This window comes from Actinoallomurus sp. NPDC052308 (assembly GCF_040679195.1).
Classification (GTDB): domain Bacteria; phylum Actinomycetota; class Actinomycetes; order Streptosporangiales; family Streptosporangiaceae; genus Actinoallomurus; species Actinoallomurus liliacearum.
The window spans coordinates 178,958-199,088 of sequence record NZ_JBFAUM010000011.1; the positions used below are offsets into that span (position 1 = coordinate 178,958).

At 72.6% G+C, this 20,131-nt stretch carries 19 protein-coding genes; 11 read left to right on the plus strand and 8 right to left on the minus strand.

From position 1 onward, the window contains the following. Positions 1 to 47 precede the first annotated feature (47 nt). Positions 48 to 1,148, minus strand: coding sequence for a TetR/AcrR family transcriptional regulator (locus tag AB0L00_RS25630; RefSeq protein ID WP_364439004.1), 1,101 nt, complete (start codon positions 1,146 to 1,148; stop codon positions 48 to 50). A 116-nt stretch (positions 1,149 to 1,264) separates the two neighbouring features. On the opposite strand from AB0L00_RS25630, the gene clpX reads away from it, so the two are divergent. From clpX to AB0L00_RS25645, 3 genes are all read left to right on the plus strand, one after another. Continuing rightward, a complete protein-coding gene (clpX, locus tag AB0L00_RS25635; RefSeq protein WP_364438893.1) occupies positions 1,265 to 2,539 on the plus strand; it encodes an ATP-dependent Clp protease ATP-binding subunit ClpX in 1,275 nt (424 codons plus the stop codon). Between the two features lie 93 nt (positions 2,540 to 2,632). After that, the gene (locus AB0L00_RS25640) at positions 2,633 to 3,430 is read left to right on the plus strand and encodes a thymidylate synthase (RefSeq protein ID WP_364438895.1); all 798 of its coding nucleotides are present in this window, start codon (positions 2,633 to 2,635) and stop codon (positions 3,428 to 3,430) included. Continuing rightward, entirely contained in the window at positions 3,427 to 3,885 is a 459-nt protein-coding gene (locus AB0L00_RS25645; RefSeq protein ID WP_364438898.1) for a dihydrofolate reductase, read from the plus strand. Before AB0L00_RS25640 ends, AB0L00_RS25645 begins: the two co-directional genes overlap by 4 nt. A gap of 30 nt (positions 3,886 to 3,915) precedes the next feature. Here AB0L00_RS25645 and AB0L00_RS25650 read toward each other — a convergent pair whose 3' ends face one another. Next, positions 3,916 to 5,535 carry an AMP-binding protein gene (locus tag AB0L00_RS25650; protein WP_364438900.1) on the minus strand — a complete coding sequence of 540 codons (1,620 nt, stop codon included), beginning with the start codon at positions 5,533 to 5,535 and terminating at the stop codon, positions 3,916 to 3,918. A gap of 154 nt (positions 5,536 to 5,689) precedes the next feature. On the opposite strand from AB0L00_RS25650, the gene AB0L00_RS25655 reads away from it, so the two are divergent. From AB0L00_RS25655 to AB0L00_RS25670, 4 genes are all read left to right on the plus strand, one after another. Continuing rightward, positions 5,690 to 5,785, plus strand: a complete 96-nt coding sequence (locus tag AB0L00_RS25655; RefSeq protein WP_345357779.1) for a putative leader peptide — start codon at positions 5,690 to 5,692, stop codon at positions 5,783 to 5,785. A gap of 140 nt (positions 5,786 to 5,925) precedes the next feature. Beyond that, positions 5,926 to 6,795, plus strand: a complete 870-nt coding sequence (locus AB0L00_RS25660; RefSeq protein WP_364438903.1) for an ABC transporter substrate-binding protein — start codon at positions 5,926 to 5,928, stop codon at positions 6,793 to 6,795. A 46-nt stretch (positions 6,796 to 6,841) separates the two neighbouring features. After that, positions 6,842 to 7,633, plus strand: a complete 792-nt coding sequence (locus tag AB0L00_RS25665; RefSeq protein WP_364438906.1) for an amino acid ABC transporter permease — start codon at positions 6,842 to 6,844, stop codon at positions 7,631 to 7,633. Next, positions 7,630 to 8,382: an amino acid ABC transporter ATP-binding protein gene (locus tag AB0L00_RS25670; protein WP_364438909.1), complete on the plus strand. Its 753-nt coding sequence runs from the start codon at positions 7,630 to 7,632 to the stop codon at positions 8,380 to 8,382. Before AB0L00_RS25665 ends, AB0L00_RS25670 begins: the two co-directional genes overlap by 4 nt. A gap of 87 nt (positions 8,383 to 8,469) precedes the next feature. Here the strand turns inward: AB0L00_RS25670 and AB0L00_RS25675 are convergent, their stop codons facing one another. Together AB0L00_RS25675 and AB0L00_RS25680 are read right to left on the minus strand one after the other, a co-directional pair. Then, positions 8,470 to 9,513 (minus strand): enolase C-terminal domain-like protein, encoded by a 1,044-nt coding sequence (locus tag AB0L00_RS25675; protein WP_364438912.1) that lies wholly within the window; start codon positions 9,511 to 9,513, stop codon positions 8,470 to 8,472. 100 nt (positions 9,514 to 9,613) lie between these two features. Continuing rightward, on the minus strand, positions 9,614 to 11,050 hold the full coding sequence (locus tag AB0L00_RS25680) for a GuaB1 family IMP dehydrogenase-related protein (RefSeq protein WP_345357794.1): 1,437 nt from the start codon (positions 11,048 to 11,050) through the stop codon (positions 9,614 to 9,616). Positions 11,051 to 11,939: 889 nt separating this feature from the next. Between AB0L00_RS25680 and AB0L00_RS25685 the strand changes: the two genes are divergently transcribed. The 3 genes from AB0L00_RS25685 (at position 11,940) to AB0L00_RS25695 (ending at position 15,254) form a co-directional block, all read left to right on the plus strand. Next, positions 11,940 to 12,830, plus strand: a complete 891-nt coding sequence (locus AB0L00_RS25685) for an Lrp/AsnC family transcriptional regulator (protein ID WP_345357797.1) — start codon at positions 11,940 to 11,942, stop codon at positions 12,828 to 12,830. Between the two features lie 133 nt (positions 12,831 to 12,963). Continuing rightward, entirely contained in the window at positions 12,964 to 13,836 is an 873-nt protein-coding gene (locus AB0L00_RS25690; RefSeq protein ID WP_364438915.1) for a LysR family transcriptional regulator, read from the plus strand. Positions 13,837 to 13,985: 149 nt separating this feature from the next. Next, positions 13,986 to 15,254 carry a lipase family protein gene (locus AB0L00_RS25695; RefSeq protein ID WP_364438918.1) on the plus strand — a complete coding sequence of 423 codons (1,269 nt, stop codon included), beginning with the start codon at positions 13,986 to 13,988 and terminating at the stop codon, positions 15,252 to 15,254. 33 nt (positions 15,255 to 15,287) lie between these two features. Here the strand turns inward: AB0L00_RS25695 and AB0L00_RS25700 are convergent, their stop codons facing one another. From AB0L00_RS25700 to gmd, 3 genes are all read right to left on the minus strand, one after another. Continuing rightward, positions 15,288 to 16,811 (minus strand): MFS transporter, encoded by a 1,524-nt coding sequence (locus AB0L00_RS25700; RefSeq protein WP_364438921.1) that lies wholly within the window; start codon positions 16,809 to 16,811, stop codon positions 15,288 to 15,290. Continuing rightward, entirely contained in the window at positions 16,808 to 17,077 is a 270-nt protein-coding gene (locus AB0L00_RS25705) for a UBP-type zinc finger domain-containing protein (RefSeq protein WP_364438924.1), read from the minus strand. The genes AB0L00_RS25700 and AB0L00_RS25705 overlap by 4 nt, the downstream gene beginning before the upstream one ends. Positions 17,078 to 17,168: 91 nt before the next feature. Then, positions 17,169 to 18,203 carry a GDP-mannose 4,6-dehydratase gene (gene gmd, locus AB0L00_RS25710; protein ID WP_364439007.1) on the minus strand — a complete coding sequence of 345 codons (1,035 nt, stop codon included), beginning with the start codon at positions 18,201 to 18,203 and terminating at the stop codon, positions 17,169 to 17,171. A gap of 353 nt (positions 18,204 to 18,556) precedes the next feature. Between gmd and folP the strand changes: the two genes are divergently transcribed. Next, entirely contained in the window at positions 18,557 to 19,480 is a 924-nt protein-coding gene (gene folP / locus AB0L00_RS25715) for a dihydropteroate synthase (RefSeq protein WP_364439010.1), read from the plus strand. Here the strand turns inward: folP and AB0L00_RS25720 are convergent. Next, positions 19,456 to 20,019, minus strand: a complete 564-nt coding sequence (locus tag AB0L00_RS25720; RefSeq protein WP_364438927.1) for a CGNR zinc finger domain-containing protein — start codon at positions 20,017 to 20,019, stop codon at positions 19,456 to 19,458. The genes folP and AB0L00_RS25720 overlap by 25 nt on opposite strands. Between the last annotated feature and the right edge of the window lie 112 nt (positions 20,020 to 20,131).

Here is a 20,131-nt window from a genome sequence, read left to right on the forward strand (position 1 = left end):
GATCCTGCCCGGCCGGCCGCGCCGTCCGGCCATCCGGGGTCCCGCCATCAGGGTCGCTCGCCGGAGGGCGCCCGCTTCGGGCCGGACGGCGCCGAGGCGGCGGCGTGGCAGGCGCCCCGGCCGTCGGCGCGGGCGACGATCCGGCCGGCCTCGACGCGGACGGCCGTCTCGGTCACGTCGCTCACCGTGGGCAGCCCGGCCGCGGCGGCCAGGGTCCCCGCCGGGTCGTGGACGACGCGCAGGCCCGGCCACGCCGACGGCGGGAACGCCCGGCGGAGGCAGTCGCACAGGTCGGCGACGGCCAGCCTGGCCAGCGGCGCCAGCTCACCGGGGTCGCCGGTGACGACGGCGGCGGTGACCCCGGTGCCGGGCGGAGCGGCCCGGACGGCCTCCTCCACGGCCTCGAGACGGCGCAGGCCGAGGATCGCCACGACGCCGTCGCCGGCCGGCCGGACGGGCGCCGCCCGCACCGCGTCGACGGCGTCGGGCGGGTCCCACGGGTCGTCGGCGGGCCGGGCGGGCGGGACCGGTGGCACCGGCGGCCACCCACCCCCCAGATCGAGGTCGGCCAGGCTCGCGCAGACGGTCACGAGGTCGAAGGGCTCGAGGAGGCCGGGCGCGGCGGCGCTCATCTGGCTCGCGCCGTGCAGGATCGTGAGCGCGGCCTCCGCGACGCGGACGAGGCGGACGGGCGGCGCGCCTGCCGGGCGCAGCCGCTCCAGGGCCAGCCCGAGCAGGATCGCGTCCAGCCTCATCAACTGGGCGAACGGCTCCCGGGCCGCGTCATCGGCGAGGATCTCGGGCAGCACCTCCCGGCCGATCCGCCGGCCGTCCGCCTCGTCGGTGACGAGGGGCAACCGGCCGACCCAGGCGCGGGCGAACGCCGCGAGCGCCTCCCGCGCCGTGCCGGCCGTCGCCGGAGCGGGCGCCGGGGCCGCCCGCTCGGCGTCCTCGGCCAGCACCGAGAAGTACAGGGCCCGCTTGCCGGGGAAGTTGGAGTAGACGGCGCCGCGGGTCAGACCCGCGCGCTCGGCGATGTGGTCGACCTTGGCGTCGCGGTATCCGCACTCGGTGAACTCCGCCCGGGCGGCGGCCAGGACCCGGGCGCGGTTGCGCTCCTGGGCCTCCGCCCTGGTGAGCCGGATCATCGTCCCCCGATCGCCGGATTGCCGTACGTGGCGGTAGAAGATACCGTCGCCTCCAGATGATGAGATCATATGGTCTCGTCATCCGGCACTGGCGGACTCGTGAGGAGACGTTGTCGATGACCCGCACCGAGGCCGACGGCGACCCGCTGACCTGCACATTCTGTGGCAAGAGCCAACGGCGGGTGCGAAGGCTGATCGCGGGCCCGGCGGGCGTCTACATCTGCGACGAGTGCGTGGCGATCTGCAACGAGCTCATCGAGGACGACGAGGACGGTCCGGCCGCCGCGGGCGCGCCGCCGAAGCCCCGTGAGATCCACGCCTTCCTCGATCGGTACGTCGTCGGCCAGGACGAGGCGAAGAAGATCCTCGCGGTGGCCGTGTACAACCACTACAAGCGCCTGCGGGCGCGGCCCGGCCGCAGTACGGACCGGCGGGACGCCGTCGAGGTCGGCAAGTCCAACGTCCTCCTGATCGGGCCGACCGGCTCCGGCAAGACGCACCTGGCCCAGACCCTGGCCCGGCTCCTCGACGTGCCGTTCGCGATCGCCGACGCGACCTCGCTGACCGAGGCCGGCTACGTCGGAGAGGACGTCGAGAACATCCTGGTCGCGCTGTTGCGGGCCGCCGACCACGACGTCCGGCGGGCCGAGACCGGGATCGTCTACATCGACGAGATCGACAAGCTCGCCCGCAAGGCCGACAACCCGTCCATCACGCGGGACGTCTCCGGGGAGGGCGTCCAGCAGGCGCTGCTGAAGATTCTCGAGGGCACGGTCGCGAGCGTTCCGCCGGAGGGCGGCCGCAAGCATCCCCAACAGGAGTTCGTCCAGATCGACACGACCGACGTGCTGTTCATCTGCGGTGGCGCGTTCGCCGGCCTGGAGCGGATCATCGAGCGGCGGGCCGGCCGCCGGGCGGCCGGGTTCGGCGCCGCGTTCGGCGCCGAGGACCGGGAGGACTCCTCCGCCCGGGTGATGCCGCAGGACCTGCGGGAGTTCGGGCTTATCCCGGAGTTCGTCGGCCGGCTCCCGGTGCTGTCGGCCGTCGAGCCGCTGGACCGCGCGGCGCTCGTCCGCATCCTCACCGAGCCGCGCAACGCCCTGCTCCGGCAGTACCGCGAGCTGTTCGCGATGGACGGCGTCGAGCTGGAGTTCACCGACGACGCCGTCGACGCGATCGCCGACCAGGCCCTGCTGCGCCGCACCGGCGCCCGGGCCCTGCGCGCGATCTGCGAGGAGGTCCTCCTCAACGTCATGTACGAGGTGCCGGGCCGGGACGACGTCGCCAAGGTCGTGGTCACCCGTGAGACGGTCCTGCGGAACGTCAACCCCACGCTGGTGCCGCGCGAGCACCCGTACGACGGGGCGGAGCGCCCGGAGAAGTCGGCGTAGCCGTTCACCGGCGCCGGGCGACGGGGCTCCTTCCGGTGGGCGCCGCTTCGCCTGGGGCGCGAGTGATGCGACCACTCGTCTAGGCTCGTGAGCATGCCGGACACGCAGTACGAAGACCTGCTCCGCCACGTGCTCGACACGGGTGCCCGCAAGGAGGACCGCACCGGAACGGGCACGCGGTCGATCTTCGGTCACCAGCTGCGCTACCGGCTGGCCGACGGCTTCCCGCTGATCACGACGAAGAAGGTCCACTTCCGCTCGATCGCGTACGAGCTGCTGTGGTTCCTGCGCGGTGACGCGAACGTCACGTGGCTGCGCGAGAACGGCGTCACGATCTGGGACGAGTGGGCGGCGCCGGACGGTGATCTCGGCCCGGTCTACGGCGTGCAGTGGCGGTCGTGGCCGACCCCGGACGGCGGCCACGTCGACCAGATCAGCGAGGTGCTGCGCACGCTGCGCGAGAACCCCGACTCCCGGCGGATCATCGTGTCCGCGTGGAACGTCGCCGACATCCCGCGGATGGCGCTGCCGCCGTGCCACGCGTTCTTCCAGTTCTACGTCGCCGACGGCAGGCTCTCCTGCCAGCTGTACCAGCGCAGTGCGGACCTGTTCCTCGGCGTGCCGTTCAACATCGCGAGCTACGCGCTGCTGACGCACATGATCGCCGAGCAGGTGGGCCTCGACGTCGGTGACTTCGTCTGGACCGGCGGCGACTGTCACATCTACGACAACCATGAGGACCAGGTCCGCACGCAGCTCACGCGCGAGGCGCGGCCGTTCCCCACGCTGAGCCTGAAGCCGGCGGACAGCCTGTTCGACTACACCTACGAGCACATCACGCTCGACGGCTACGACCCGCATCCGGGCATCAAGGCGCCGGTGGCGGTGTGATCGGGCTCGTCTGGGCGCAGTCGGCGAACGGCGTCATCGGCCGCGACGGCACGCTGCCGTGGCACCTGCCGGAGGACCAGAAGCACTTCCGCTCCCTGACCGCGGGCGCGGCCGTGCTCATGGGCCGCCGCACCTGGGAGTCGCTGCCACCGCGGTTCCGGCCGCTGCCGGGCAGGCGCAATCTCGTGCTGTCGCGCACGCCGCAGGAGGGCGTGGACACGTTCCCCGACCTGTCACAGGCGCTCGCCGCGGTGTCCGGGGACGTGTGGGTGATCGGCGGCACGGCGGTGTATCGGGCGGCGCTGCCGGTCGCGGACCGGATCGTGGTCACCGAGATCCGGGAGTCGTTCGACGGCGACACGCACGCGCCCGACGTGGGGCGCTCCCCGGACTCCGTCGGGGCGTGGCAGGAGTCGTCGACCGGGCTGCACTACCGGTTCCTGACCTGGGGCTGAGGTCGGCGACAGACGGCGGCCGTCTTCCGGTCAGATCCGGCGGCCGTGGGCGGCGGCCTGGTCCTCCAGGGACCGCCGGGCGTCGCCGGTCAGCCGTTCGTACCGCAGGTCCCGGCCGGGGCGCCACCAGACCGCGCCGCCCCGCCACGCCTCCCGGCGCAGCGGCCGCTTGTCGACCTTGTTGGTGGCGGTGAGCGGCATCGATGGGACGATCCGGACGAACCTCGGCGCCCACTTCGTGCCGAGGTCCGGCTGTTCCGCCAGGAACCTCGCGAACGCCTCCGGCGAGAACGGGACGTCCAGCTCCAGAGCCGCCATCACCTGGTCGCCCGTACGAGGATCGGGCACCGGGTAGACCGCGCACATCACCACGGACGGCCAGCGGGACAGGATCCGCTCCACCGGAGCGGCCGCGAAGTTCTCGCCGTCCACGCGGAGCCGGTCGCCGGCCCGGCCAGCGAAGTAGAAGAACCCGTCCGCGTCGCGGTAACCGAGGTCACCGCTCCAGAACACGCCGCCGCGCAGCCGCTCGGCCTCGGCGGCGGGGTTCCGGTAGTAGCCCTCGAAGGCGACGCCCCGGCCGACGATCTCCCCGATCGCCTCGTCGGGATTGCGCAGCCGGCCGTCCGGGCCGAAGCGCGCGCGGGGACACTCCTCGCCGGTCGCCGGGTCCGCGACGGCGACGTCCGCGCCGCCGGACGCCCGGCCGAGCGCGTCCGGCGGGCTGTCGGGGGTCTTGCGGATGGAGATCGCGCCCTCGCTCGAACCGTACGACTCGATCAGCCGGCAGCCGAACCGCCCGGCGAACCTGGCCATGTCCCGGGCGGACGCCTCGGTGCCGAACGCCACGCGCAGCGGGTTGTCGGCGTCGTCGTCGCGCTCCGGAGTGGCCAGGACGTACGCGAGCGCGCGGCCGACGTAGTTGAAGTAGGTGACCCCGAAGCGGCGTACGTCGGGCAGGAAGCCGGACGCGGAGAACCTGCGGCGCAGCGCGATGGTCGCGCCCGCGGCGGTCGCCAGCGCGATGTTCGCCATGAGGGTGTTGCCGTGGAACATGGGCATCGCGGCGTACGTCACCGAGTCGGCCGTGATGTCGAAGGCCGGGGCCTGCCGGCCGATCGCGGCGAGCCGGCCCTGACCGCACACGACCGCCTTCGGCGCGCCGGTCGATCCGGAGGTGAACAGCAGGAGGAGGGGATCGCGGGCGCTCGGTTCGACCGCCGGCGCCGGCCCTGTCGCGGCGAGCCGCTCCGCGTAGGCGGGGCCGTCGACGAGCAGCACCCGCTCCGGTGGCACGCCGGTGTCCAGGCCGTCGAGCAGCGGGGCGTGGGCGGTGTCGGTGACAATGAACCGGCAGTCGGTGTGCCGGACGTCGTGGGCGAGCTCCGCGCCCCGCCGGGTCGGATTGACGCCGACGACGACCGAGCCGGCCAGGGCCGCCCCGCCGAGCCAGAACAGGTACTCCGGGACGTTGTCCAGCAGCACGCCGATGTGCGGCGGTCGATCTCCTCCGAGCAGGGCGTGGGCGAGCGCGGCGCGGCGGCGGCTCTGCCGCAGGACGTCGGCCCATGTGTACCGCTCCTCCTCGAACAGCAGTCCGGTGCGGTCGTCACCGGCCCGGTCGAGCAGTAAGCGCGCGAACGTGTCCATCCCGCCCTGTGTACCAAGCGGTTGCTCGGAACGACAAGGGTGATCTCGGTCGCGCCCGGGAGCCCCGTTTCCGGCGACGCCGCAGGTCGGCGGGTCGGTGCGCGGCGCATCGTCGATTTGACGCTATCCCGGTCGAATCGGCAGGATTAACCGCATGAACAGCTTCCTCGTGACGCGCAGGCACATCGACCTGCTCCGCGTCACGTCGATGAGCTGTCGGCCGTGCTTCGGCCGCCCCGTCACGCACTGACCGGGCGCCTTCGCAGGCTCGGGACCAGACCCGAGCCGATCGTCGGGCCGTCCTGCCGACGTCCTTCCGCCGCTTCCGCGTCGCGGCACCCAATGACGCGGGCACACACGCGCATAACGCCCCCAAGAGGAGAACCCCCCATGCGTCCGTTGCGAGCTCTCGCAACCACCGCCGTCGCCGTCGTCGCCGCCAGTGCCCTGGCGGCGTGCGGGGGAGGCGGCTCGAAGGCGTCCGCCGACAACCCGTACAAGCTGATCCAGCCGGGCGTCCTGCGCACGGCCACGCTGACCGACGCGCCGCCGAACGTCTACCTGAAGAACGGCAAGTTCACCGGCTACGACAACGACCTGCTGACCGCGGTCGCCGCCAAGATCGGGCTGAAGGTGCAGTTCGCCGGCACCGACTTCTCGGCCCTGCTGTCCCAGGTCGCCACCCACAAGTACGACGTCGGCAGCTCCTCGATCACCATCACCGAGGCCCGTAAGAAGACCGTCGCGTTCACCAACGGCTACGACTTCGGCTACTTCGGCCTCGACGTGCCGGCCGGCTCGCCCATCAAGGGCTTCGACCAGCTCAAGGGCAAGCGCGTGGTCGTCGTCCAGGGAACGGTCCAGGACGACTACGCCACCAAGCAGGGACTCAACCCGGTCCGGGTGCCCGACTACAACGGCGCGCTCAACCAGCTGAAGAGCAAGACCGCCGACGCCTGGATCGCCCCGGCCGAGATCGGCGAGAAGACCGCCAAGGACAGCGGCGGCAAGGTCGTGGCCGCGGCGAAGCAGCTCGGGTCGACGCCGATGGCGTTCGCGGTCGCCAAGGACAACCCGAAGCTGCTCGAGGCGCTCAACAAGGGCCTCGACGAGGTCATCAAGGACGGCACCTGGACCAAGCTGCAGGAGGAGTACTACCCCGGCCGCCAGGTGCCCCAGGAGTTCAAGCCGGGCAGCGGCACGGTGACCTTCCCGCCGGTCCAGGCGTCGGGCGCGCCCGCCGCGTCGCCGTCGTCCTGACCGGCCGACCGAACACTGACGCGCGCGGGCCGATGAGAGAGGGCCGATGGACCAGCTGAGCACGTTGTGGGACACCTTCTTCAACTGGCAGTCCATGCGGCAGGCCCTGCCCGACATGCTCAAGACGGGCCTGCCGAACACGCTGATCCTCTCGGCCATCTCGGCGCTGATCGGCACGGTCCTCGGGATGCTGCTGGCCATGGCCGGCATCTCCCGGCACCGCTGGCTCCGATGGCCCGCGCGCGTCTACACCGACATCTTCCGCGGCCTGCCCGCCGTGGTCACCATCCTGCTGATCGGCGTGGGCCTGTCGCAGATCGGGATGAAGGTCTGGGGACCCAACCCGTACCCACTGGGCATCCTCGCCCTGTCGCTCATCGCGACCGCCTACATCGGTGAGATCTTCCGGTCCGGGATCCAGAGCGTCGACCCCGGCCAGGTCGAGGGGGCCCGCGCGCTGGGGTTCTCCCACTCGGCCGCCCTGGTGCTGGTGATCATCCCGCAGGGCATCCGGCGGGTGCTGCCCGCCTGGGTCAACCAGCTGATCGCGCTGATCAAGGACTCGAGCCTGGTCTACTTCCTCGGGCTGGCGGCCGGTCAGCGCGAGCTGTTCCGGATCGGGCAGGACGCCGCCGCGAACACCGGCAACGAGTCGGCGCTGCTGCTGGCCGGCATCGTCTACCTGGTGCTCACGGTGCCGCTGACCCACTTCGTGAACTTCGTCGACCACCGCCTCCGCCAGGGCCGCCGTACGAGGACCGGCCCGCCCGACGCCGACGAGACGCTTCTGATGGCCGGCGAGACCCCGCTTCCCGCGACGAGTGAGGGCACCAAGTGACCGAAGAGCAGCAGGAGACGTTCTCCTCCGTCAGTCTCGCCACCCGCGACATCCACCTGGCCTTCGGGAACAACCGGGTGCTGCGCGGCGTCGACCTCGACGTCGGCAAGGGCGAGACCGCCTGCGTCATCGGCCCCTCGGGCTCGGGGAAGTCGACCTTCCTACGGACGATCAACCGGCTGATCGAACCCGACAAAGGCGACATCCTCCTCGACGGCGTCAGCGTGCTCGACCGCGACCCGGATGGGCTGCGGCAGCAGGTCGGCATGGTCTTCCAGCAGTTCAACCTGTTCCCGCACATGAACGTCCTGCGCAACCTCATGCTCCCGCTGCGCCGGATCCGCAAGCTGTCCGCCGACGAGGCCGAGCAGGTCGCCCGCGACCAACTGGAGCTCGTCGGGCTCGCCGACAAGGCCGGCTCCCGGCCGGGCCACCTGTCCGGCGGCCAGCAACAGCGGGTGGCGATCGCCCGCGCGCTGGCCATGCGGCCGCAGGTGATGCTGTTCGACGAGGCGACCTCGGCCCTCGACCCCGAGCTGGTCAAGGGCGTCCTGAGCCTGATGGCCGACCTGTCGCGGCAGGGCATGACGATGGTCGTCGTCACGCATGAGATGGGCTTCGCCCGCGAGGCCTCCGACGTCGTCGCCTTCCTCGACCAGGGCGTCGCGGTAGAGACGGGCCCCCCGGACAAGATCTTCGAGTCCCCGGACAGCCCGAGACTCCGCCAGTTCCTCAGCGACGTCCTCTAAGCCGGCTTCGGAGGTTCCCACTGGCGAACGCCGCTCTCCAGCGACAGCGATTACCAGGGACCATCGCCTCGCCCGCCGCTGTGACCGTCAGGCGGGGATTCGGAGGGTTCGGCGGGAGAGGCGGGTGACCAGGTCGTGGTCGATGTCGTGGCCGAGGCCCGGCTGGGTGAGGGGGACGGCGACGACGCCGCCGTGGGCGCGGACCGGCGGGGAGACGACGGCGGTCTGGGACGGGGTCTCGCTGACGTCGCTGGGCAGGTCGCAGCCGGGTAGCGCGGCCAGCGCGACGGCCGCCGCCTGACCGATGCCGAAGCCCGCCGCGCCGCCGCACCAGGCGTCCCAGCCGGACGCCAGGGCGCGGTCGTGGGCGCTGCGGGCCGCGGTGAGGCCGCCGAGGCGTGAGATCCGCAGGCCGAGCATCCGGCCCGCGCCCAGCGCGATCGCCGCGTCGACCGTGTCCAGGTCGGCGGGGTCCAGGCAGACCGGGGTCTCGATCACGCGCTGCAGGCGGGCGTGGGCGGCCAGCTCGGCGCCGGCGAACGGCCGCTCGATCGCAAGGAGCCCGTACGCGTCCAGCGCCTCCAGGGCGGCCAGGTGCGCCGCGTCCTCCGTGTAGGACTCCCCGGCGTCGGCCTGCAGGGCCAGCGCGGGGAACGCCTGGCGCACGGCGCGCACGGGCTCGATGTCCCAGCCGGGCTGCACGGCCAGCGTGACGCGGGCGTAGCCGGCGCTGACCAGCCGGTTCACGCGGGTCAGCAGCACGTCCAGCATCGGTTCGGCGGTCAGCCGGGCACCGGCCACGATCGAGGTGCGGGTGCCGCCGAGGGCGTGCGCCAGCGGGGTGCCATGCCGGCGGCACCACAGGTCCCAGCAGGCGATGTCGATGGCGGAGGCGGCCGTGGGGCCGCCGAGGCCGCCGACGCCCACGACCTCCTCCGGCAGCTCCCAGTCGAGGCCGAGGAGCGCCGGGCCGACGCGCTCCTCGATGTCGGCCCAGCAGGCGTCGGACCCCGCGACCTCGCCCCAGCCGGTGGCGCCGTCCTGGTCGCAGACCCGCACGATGATGCTCTCCGGCCGCCGGCCGTGAGGCATCGTCATGCGGTAGGCCTCGAACCCCTCGATGCGGGGCATGTCACCGTCCTCGCCTAGACATCACATCTATGATCCACCCATCACGGGCATGCCCTGACGCCGGAGGCCGATGCCCGGGCCGCGTACGGGGATCGGCGGATCACCAGCTGGCGTGGAGCGGCTTGCCCTCCGCGTAGCCCGAGGAGCTCTGCACGCCGACCACGGCGTACTCGTGGAGTTCCTCCAGCGTTCGGGCGCCCGCGTAGGTGCAGGCGCTGCGCAGGCCCGCGATGATCGTGTCGAGCAGGTCCTCGACGCCGGGGGACTGCGGGTCGATGTACATCCGCGACGTCGAGATGCCCTCCTCGAACAGCGCCTTGCGGGCGCGCTCGAAGGGGGAGTCGTCGGCGGTGCGGAGCCGGACGGCGCGGGCGGAGGCCATGCCGAAGCTCTCCTTGTACAGCCGTCCGTCGGCGGCGCGCTGGACGTCGCCGGGGGACTCGTACGTCCCGGCGAACCACGAGCCGATCATGACGTTGGCGGCGCCCGCGGCGAGCGCGAGGGCCACGTCGCGCGGGTGGCGCACGCCGCCGTCGGCCCAGATGTGCCGGCCGAGCCGGCGCGCCTCGGCGGCGCACTCCAGGACCGCGGAGAACTGCGGGCGTCCCACGCCCGTCATCATCCGGGTGGTGCACATCGCGCCGGGGCCGACGCCGACCTTCACGATGTCGGCGCCCGCCTCGACGAGGTCGCGGACGCCCTCGGCGGTCACGACGTTGCCGGCCACGATCGGGACCCGCGGGTCGAGCGCGCGGACGCGCCGCAGCGCGCCGAGCATCTTCTCCTGGTGCCCGTGCGCGGTGTCGATGACCAGGAGGTCCGCGCCGGCGTCGAGCAGCGCGCCGGCCTTCTCCTCGATGTCGCCGTTGACGCCGAGGGCGACGGCGACGCGCAGCCGGTCGTCCGCGTCGACGGCGGGCTGGTACAGCGTGGCGCGCAGCGCACCGGTACGGGTGAGCACGCCCACGAGCAGGCCCTGCCCGTCGACGACCGGGGCGAGCCGGTAGCCGCGGGCGTGCAGCGTGTCGAACGCCTTCTGCGGGTCGATGTCGTCGGGGAGCGAGAGGACGTCGCGCGACATCACCTCGCGGAGCTGGGTGAACCGGTCGACGCCCATGCAGTCGCCCTCGGTGACGACACCGACCGGGCGGTCGTCCTCGACCACCACGACCGCGCCGTGCGCCCGCTTGTGCAGCAGGCCGAGGGCGGCGCCGATCGTGTCGCCCGGGCCGAGCTTGATGGCGGTGTCGACGATGAGGTGGCGGGTCTTCACCCAGCGGACCACGTCGGCGACCACGTCGAGGGGGATGTCCTGGGGGATGACCGCCAGGCCGCCGCGCCGGGCGATCGTCTCGGCCATGCGTCGGCCGGAGACCGCCGTCATGTTCGCGACGACGATGGGGATCGTCGTACCGCTGCCGTCCGCGGTCGACAGGTCGACGTCGAGACGGGACCCGACGTCCGAGCGTCGGGGGACCATGAAGACGTCGTTGTAGGTCAGGTCATGGGCCGGTCGCTCACCGTTCAGCAGGCGCACGTTCTTCTACACCGTCCGGAGCTCGGGGATCATCGGCACGAGGGAGGCCGCCGTCCATTGTCGGGGATACCCGGCAGTGCCCGGTTCAATGGGGATTGGGAAGCTGCAATGAGTGCTGATGAGTTCGGCGGGTCGGTGAGTACCGAGGAGCGCGGCCGGTCGGTGGGTGCCGAGGAGCTCGGACACCTTGACGAGACGCCGTTTCCGGGCGCGCAGGCCACTGAGGATCTTCGGGAGCGCGGCATGGGTCTCCGGCGCCGTGGGGTGCCGTTCAGGTGCGTGTGGCCGGGTACGTGCCGGTCGAGGATCGCGGGGGTCCGCCGGCGCATTGGCTCGGGGTGGCCTGTGCGCCCGGCTTCCACGGCGTTCCCGGCCGGAAACTTTCCTGCCAGGGGCATTGACCATCCGTCATTTACCCATGGAACACTTGACGTCTGAGCTGTCCCACCGCACTTTGCGGATCCGGCGCCGCCCCCGGGCCGGTGGCCGGGTGCGCGGGCCCGCACCCCCCGCTGAGAGGCATTGATGCAGTTCAGAGTCCTGCGTGCCACGCCGCCCCGGGCCGTGGCGAACCAGTGGACGCTTCCATCGCCCCCTGCATATGACGAGATCGGACGTCGCCGAGCGCACCCGCCCGGCGCGCGTGTGACGAGCGTCGCGCGAATACCGGCGGAACTGGTACGCGAGTACTGGCGAGATGATCCCGGACGTTGCCATGCCGTCGGATCGTGCCACGCGCCGAATTCGGCACCGACCACGCGCCTCACCGACACATTCGTGGTCCTTCAGCGAACAAACACGAACAACGCTTCGTTTTCGCGACGAACACGTCACTAATGAAATGATCATGCAAACAACTGCAGGACCATACATCCCCAGGAGGAACCCCGTGCTCGATGCGGTCGACGCCGTGCTCGTACGCGAGCTGCAGCGGGATGGGAGGGCCACCTTCCAGGCGCTCGCCGACCGTGTAGGGCTGTCCCGCACGGCCGTGCGCACGCGCGTACAGCACCTCCTCGATTCGGGGATCGTGCGTGTGGTGGGAATCGTGCACGCGTCGGTGGTCGGGACCGGAGCGATCGGTCACCTGGCCATCGACGTCGACGGCCCGGCGCGACAGGTCGCCGAGGCCGTCTCCCGGCGCGCCGCCGCGTGGTTCGCGGCCCTGGCCGCGGGGGCGCACCCCGTGGTCGCGGAGCTGCGCGTACGCGACGACGCTGCGCTCGTCCAGGAGGTCGACGCGGTGCGCGCGCTGCCCGGCGTCCGCGGCATCGAGGTGTTCCGCGTGACGACCGTGGTCAAGGACGCGCACTCGGTCGTCACCGAGCTGCCCGACGTGTCGCTGGACGAGATCGACTGGCGGCTGCTGCGGGAGCTGACCCATGACGGCCGCACCCCGTACACGAGGCTGGCCGAGGTCGTGGGGCTCTCGCAGGCGGCGACGCGGGCGCGCGCCGTACGCCTGATGCGCTCCGGGATCATCCACGTGACGGGCATCGTCGACTCCCAGGCCCTCGGCTCCGGCGAACTCGCCGGGCTGGGCGTCCGGGTCTCCTCCGACATCGGCGCGGCGGCATCGCGGATCGCGGCGCTGCCCGGCGTCAACTACGTGGTGACCGGATTCGGCCGTCACGACCTTCTCTGCGGGATCGACGCGACCTCGCGGGACGTCCTCCTGAGCACGCTGGAGGCGGTCCGAGCGGTCCCCGGCGTGTGGGTCGGGGAGACCTGGCAGCACCTCGACGTCCTCAAGCGCGTCTACGGCGCCGAGCTGCCGTGACGGCCGGGGGCAAATCCGCCGGTCTTTTACCCGATCGTCTGACCGCCCGCAGAAAACATCGGCAACCCCGGATGTCCAGGCCAATTCCGGCTATGTCAACGACCAATCCGGCGGGTTGTCATACCGTCGTGGCATGAATCTGCGGCAGCTGCGCTATGTCGTCGCGACCGCCGACCACGGGACGATGACCGCGGCGGCACAGGCCCTGTTCGTCGCGCAGCCCGCGCTGTCGCGGGCCATCCGGGACCTGGAGCGAGAGCTCGGCGTCGAGGTGTTCGCGCGCGCCGGTCGCGGCGTCGCGCTGACGGACACCGGCGAGCAGATCGTGCGCTACGCCCGCGACGCCCTGCGGGCCGTCGACGCCATCACCGCGGTCTCCTCCGCCCCGCCCGGCGGCCGCCCGGGCGGGCGGACGGCGGAGCTGCGGGTCGCCTCGACCCTGACGCTCGAGCCGGAGCTGACCGCCCGCCTCCTCCCGGAGTTCGCCCGCGACCAGCAGGCCGTACGGGTCCGGGTGATCCGCTGCGATGGCCGCGACGCGGTCGGCGCGGTGATCCGGGACGGCCGGGCCGACCTGGCCCTGACCGACCTGCCGGTGCCGGGCGATCTCGCCGCGCACCCGCTCGAACAGCGGGAGCTCGTGCTGATCTGCCCGCCCGCCCTGCAGATCCGCGAGCCGGTCCCGGTGGCCGCCCTGGACGGCATGCGCCTGGTCCTGCCCGCGCGCGGCGGCGCGCGGCGGGCCGAGCTGGACGCGCTGCTGGCCCGCCTCGGCGTCGCGCCGGTCGCGGCGGTGGAGTCCGACGACCGCGGCTCGTGGCTGCCGTCGGTACGCGCCGGCCGCGGCTCCCTCCTCTGGTACCGCAACCAGGTCGAGACCGCGGACGGCGTCACGGTGCGCTCCTTCATGCCGCCCATCACGGCGACCATCGGCCTGGTCCACGCCCGTCGTCCGCTCACTCCGGTCGCCCGCGACTTCCTCGCCTTCGCCAAGTCACGCGGCTGAGCCGTCCCCCTTTTGCAGCCCGGCACGACAAGCGCGGCTCGTCTTGTGAGAAAGCCAAGACATCCGCCGGATGCTCGTTGAGCACGGGAGTAACGATCCGCCGCGGCCGGGCGTGTAATACCCGCCAGTCGACCGCAGGGAGCTGACTCATGAAGTACAGGCTGCTCGGATCGCTGGTGGGCCTCCTGATGACGGGCGCGGCGCTCACCGCCGTCGAGGGGGCGCAGGCCGTCGCCGCTCCGGCCGCGTGCGCCGCCTCCGACGCCGCGATCTACACCCCGCCCGCCGCCGTGTCCGCGGCTCCGGGAACCCTCCTCGCCTGCGAGGCGGTGACGCTGCCGAAGGTCCCCGGGAGCATCCCGATGAAGGCGTGGAAGGTGCAGTACGCCTCCACCGACCTCCACGGCACGCCGATCGCCGTCTCGGGCACCGTCGCCGTGCCGACCGCCGCCTGGACCCGCGGCGGTTCCCGGCCCGTCATCGGCTTCAACCCCGGAACGCTCGGCCTCGGCCTCCAGTGCGCCTTCTCCAAGCAACTGGCAGGCGCCTACCAGGACGAGTACGAGGGCGACCAGATCGCGGCGATCCTCAAGGCCGGGTACGCCGTCGCCGCGACCGACGGCGTCGGATATCTGAACGGCCAGACGCACACCTACGTCGTCGGCCGGAACGCCGGCCACGCCCTGCTCGACGCCGTGCGGACCGCCTTCCAGGTGCCCGGCGGCGGCCTGAGCACGGACGCGAAGGTCGGCGTGTGGGGCTACTCCGAGGGCGGCCAGGCCTCGCTGTGGGCGGCGCAGCTCGCCTCCTCGTACGCCCCCGAACTGCGCGTCGTCGGCGACGCGGCCGGAGGCGTTCCCGGCGACCTGAAGATCACGGCGGCGGGCCTGAACGGCGGGCCGTTCGCCGGGTTCCTGCTCGCCGCCGTGCTCGGCCTGCACACCGCCTACCCGTCGATGCCGTTCGACTCACTGCTCAACGACGCGGGACGGAGCGCCATCCAGCAGGGCAAGACCCTGTGCCTGGTCGGCACGGTGACCGCGTTCGCGCTCGCGAACATCAAGAACTACACGAAGGACGCCCTCACGCTCGACCAGATCTACGCGCTGAGCGGACCCGACGGGACCTGGAGCGACCTCATCGACGCCCAGAGGCTCGGCGTGGGCGTCGGACCCGCGTGGTCCGGCGCGCAGTACCGGATCGGCTTCCCGGTCATGCAGTACCGCGGTCTGGCCGACGAGGTCATCCCGGCGGCGACGGAGGACGGCACCCACAAGGCGTACTGCTCGGCCGGGGTCACCACCCAGTGGAACACCTACGCCGGTGACCACCTGACCGCCGACAACCAGGCGATCAACGACGTGATGAGCTTCTTCGCCGACCGGATCGCCGGCTGGCCCACGTTCGGCAACTGCTGACCCGGCGCGGCCCCGCCGCCGCCCGGCCCGCGCTCAGGCGTGCTCGGTGGCGGCGGTGCCGGTGGGCCCGGGGACGGGGGTGCCGGGTTCGAGGGGCGGCGCGCCGACAGGGCAGTTGACGTCGCACTCGGGGCGGGCGGTGGCCCGGTCGGCCCGGAGGGCGTCGTTCCGGACCGTGACGAGCGTCAGGACCGCGCCGACGGCCAGGAGGGCGGCCGCGAACGTCATGGCGGTGTGGAATCCGTGGTCGAAGACGCGCGGGTCCGCGTAGGCGTTCCCGATGAGGCCGACGGCGGGCGGGACGCCCGCGACGGCGAGAAGACCGGCCGCGCGGGCGACCGCGTTGTTGACGCCGCTGGCCACGCCGGCGTGCCGTACGTCGGCGCTCGCCAGCACGGTCGCGGTCAGCGGAGCGACCGCCGCCGACAGGCCCAGGCCGAAGACCACGGCCGCGGGGAGCACGTCCGTGACGTACGACGCGTGCCGGCCGATGCGCAGGGTCAGCAACATTCCCGCGGCGGCCAGCACCAGCCCGACCGTCATCGGGACCCGGGGCCCGACGCGCTGGGCGAGGGCGCCCGCCCGGGAGGACAGCAGCAGCATCAGCACGGTCACCGGCAGCAGCGCCGTGCCCGCGGCCATCGGCGAGTAACCGGCGACGACCTGCAGCTCGACGACGAGCAGGAAGAACTGCACGCCCATGCCGCCGTACATGATGAAGGTGACCACGTTCACGGCGGTGAACTGGCGGGACCGGAAGATCCCGAGCGGCAGCATCGCGTCCGGTCCGCGCCCGGCCGACCTGCGCCTCTCGACCACGACGAACGCCGCTCCCGACGCCACGCCGACCACGGCCGCGAAGGCGACGGCGGCCGGGGACACGCCCTTCTCCGGCGCCTCGGTCAGGGCGTACGTCACGCCGGCCAGCGCGAGGGCCGCGAGCGCCGCGCCGAGGACGTCGAAGCCGTGGTGCTCGGTCTCGTCGCGGCTCTCCGGGACGTGCCGGGCGGCGACGAGGAGCACGGCGGCGGCGAGCGGAAGGTTCAGCAGGAAGGCCCAGCGCCAGCCGGCCGCCGCGATCAGCCAGCCGCCGAGGAACGGGCCGACCGCCCCCGCGACGCCGCCGAGACCGGACCAGGCCCCGACCGCCCGCGACCGGTCCTCCTGAGAGAACGACGCCTGGATGATCGCCAGTGAACCCGGTGCCAGCAGCGCGCCGCCGACGCCCTGCAGGGCGCGGGCGGCGACGAGCACGCCGACGTTCGGCGCGAGCCCGCACAGGGCGGAGGCGACGGCGAACCACGCGACGCCGATCGAGAAGACCTTGCGGCGGCCGTACCGGTCGCCGAGCGACCCGCCGAGGAGGATGAGCCCGGCGAGCGTGAGGGTGTAGGCGTTGACCGTCCACTGCAGACCCGCCACGGAGGCGTGGAAGTCCGCGCCGATGCGCGGCAGCGCGACGTTGACGATCGTGGCGTCGAGCATCGCCAGGCTGGAACCCAGGACCGTGGCGGCCAGCACCCAGCGGCCACGGGCTTCCGACAGCTGGAGGTTCAAACGATCACTTCGTCGTCGTAGCACCAGCGCCACTCCTCACCCGGCTCGAACGAGCGCACGATCGGGTGGGAGGTCTCATGGTGGTGCGCCGTCGCGTGCTTGGCGGGCGAGGAGTCGCAACAGCCGACGTGGCCGCAGGTCAGGCACAGACGCAGGTGCACCCAGCGGCCGCCGGAGCGCAGGCAGTCCTCGCAGCCCTCCGGAGTCCGCGCCTGGGGCGCGGGGTCCGGCAACGCGGAGACGTGAGCACAGGTCGAAGTCGTCATAGAGCGCATACTCGCACGCTCCCCGGGTCACGCGGACACCGCGGTCACGGCCGGGGCGTTCGCCGCCGCCGGCCGGTCCGAACAGGGCCTGTCACCAGTGGTCGAAGCTGAGCGGCTCGTCCTCGGGGCGGTCCGAACGCGACAGCAGCGCCAGGTCCGACTCGACCATCATCGCGACGAGTTCCTCGAAGGACACGCCCGGCTCCCAGCCGAGCTGGTCGCGGGCCTTCTTCGGATCACCGCAGAGCAGGTCGACCTCGGCGGGCCGGGTCAGGCCCGGATCGGCGACGACGTGGTCACGCCAGTCCAGACCCGCCGTGCTGAACGCCAGCTCGACGAGCTCGCGCACCGACTGGGTGCGGCCGGTGCCGATGACGTAGTCCTCCGGGGTGTCCTGGGCGAGCATCAGCCGCATCGCCTGGACGTAGTCGCCGGCGTACCCCCAGTCGCGCCGCGCCTCCAGATTGCCCAGCCGGAGCTCGCGGGCCAGGCCGAGCTTGATCCGCGCCACGCCGAGGGAGATCTTCCGGGTGACGAACTCCGCACCCCGGCGCGGTGACTCGTGGTTGAACAGGATGCCGCTGACCGCGAACATCCCGTACGACTCGCGGTAGTTCTGGGTGATGAAGTGACCGTAGGTCTTGGCGACGCCGTAGGGGCTGCGCGGGTGGAACGGCGTTCGCTCGTTCTGCGGCGTCTCGCGCACCTGGCCGAACATCTCCGACGACGACGCCTGGTAGAAGCGGATCTGGCCGCCGCCGGGCGTGCGGGAGCCGCTGATGCCGCTCACCACCCGGATCGCCTCGAGCATGCGGAGCACGCCCATGCCGGTGACCTCGGCGGTGATCTCCGCCTGTTGCCAGGACATCGGCACGAAGGAGATGGCGCCGAGGTTGTAGACCTCGTCGGGCCGGACCTTCTCCACGGCGGAGATCAGGCTGCCCTGGTCCAGGAGGTCGCCGTACGCCAGCCGCACGTCGCCGATGTGCTTGCGCAGCCTGGACACGTGCGGGTTCGCCTGTCCTCGGACCAGGCCCCACACCTCGTAGCCCCGCTCGAGCAGATGCTCGGCGAGGTACGAGCCGTCCTGACCGGTGATCCCGGTGATGAGCGCTCGCGTGGTCAGCGGAACCTCCAAGCTTACGGGGCTTTGCCCGTTTCGTGTGATCCCAGAGGTTAGCCGGACCACCGGGCGATGGCGATAGCGGCCCGATATGACTCCTGCGGCCTCGCGGGCCGCACCTGCCGCGTCGCCGCAGCGGGCGGAGATCGGCCGCCCCCGGGTCGCCACGGCCGGTACGGGCGCCCTCGCCGGATGGGCCGCGCGCGTAGGATGTCGTGGTGCGCGATGAGGGAGGGGAGCGTCTCCGCCGGGCGGAGACGCCGGAGCCCGAGTCCGCGGGGGCCGGCGCGGCGACGGCGGGCCGGGGCCGCGCTCCGCTGCGGCTCGGCGGGCGGACGCTCGACCGTCTCGCGGTGATGGCCGTCGTCAACCGGACCCCCGACTCCTTCTTCGACCGGGGCGCGACGTACGCCTTCGACGCCGCGCTGGCGGCCGTCGGGGCGGCGGCCGAGGCGGGCGCCGACATCGTCGACATCGGCGGCGTCAAGGCCGGGCCCGGCGAGGAGGTCGGGGTCGCCGAGGAGCTCCGGCGGGTCGTGGACCTGGTCGCGGCGGTGCGCGAGCGGTACCCGGGCGTTCTCGTCAGCGTCGACACCTGGCGGGCCGAGGTCGGCGAGGCGGTCGCGGAGGCCGGGGCCCATCTGCTCAACGACACCTGGGGCGGCCCGGATCCGCGGCTGGCCGAGGTGGCGGCGGCGTACGACATCGGGCTGGTCTGCGCGCACGCCGGGAGGTTGCGCCCGCGCACCCGGCCGCACCGGATCGCCTATGACGACGTGGTCGAGGACGTCGTCCGGTACGTCACCGCCGAGGCCGAGCGGGCCGTCGCCCTGGGGGTGCGCCGCGACGCGATCCTCATCGACCCCGCCCACGACTTCGGGAAGAACACCCGCCACTCCCTCGAGATCACCCGCCGGCTGGGCGAGCTGGCCGCCACCGGCTGGCCCGTCCTGGTGGCCGTGTCGAACAAGGACTTCATCGGGGAGACGCTGGGCCGGCCGGTCGACAAGCGCGGCGTTGGGACGATGGCGGTGCTGGGGGTCTCGGCGTGGCTGGGCGCCCGGGTCTTCCGGGTGCACGACGCCGCCGGCGCCCGGCGGGCGCTCGACGCCGTGGCCGCGCTGCGCCGGGACTTCGCCGAGCCGGGCCGGGGCGGCCCCGCGCAGCCGGGGCCGGGCGGTTCCGCGCCGGCCGGCGTCGACGACCCCGTGTTCGACCGGGACCACGCCGTCCGGAGCGCGGCCGCGGCGGGGGATCAGTGGGTCGCGGACTCCCGCTGACGCGCCCGGTAGGCGGCGACGTGCATGCGGTTGCCGCACGTGCGGCTGTCGCAGTAGCGCCGGCAGCGGTTCCGGGACAGGTCGACGAGCACGCGGGAGCAGTCCGGGGCCTCGCACACGCGCAGGCGGTCGAGCTCGTCGGCGGAGATCACGTACGCGAGGGCGATGCCGCCCTCGGCGGCGAGGTGCTCGGCCAGACGCGCGCCCGGAGCGAAGAAGTGCACGTGCCAGTCGTACTCGTCATGGTCGGTCAGGCGGGGACAGGTGCGCGCCTCGGCGATGATCGCGTTGATCAGCCGTACGGCGGACTCCTTGTCCTCCGCCGCGCGGAAGACCTCGTGCAACCGGTCGCGGAGGCGGTGGGTGGCGCTGAGGTCGTCGGCGTTCAGGTCACAGGCGTCGCTCAGCCGGTTGAGGTCGACGAACCGCTGAAGGCTCGTCAGGTCGGGCAACTGCTCGGTCGTGGTGGCCGGCGGCCCGCTGTTGACCAGATCGACGACGATCTGGAGGGCGTGCTCGGTGTCATGGCTGAAAAGCACTTCGACTCCCGTCCGGGCGTCACGGTCCTTGGCGTAATTAGCGTATGAGCTTACGCTACTTACAACGACTATCGACCCGCGTCTTCACATTGTGACGCCCCACACGCCCCCC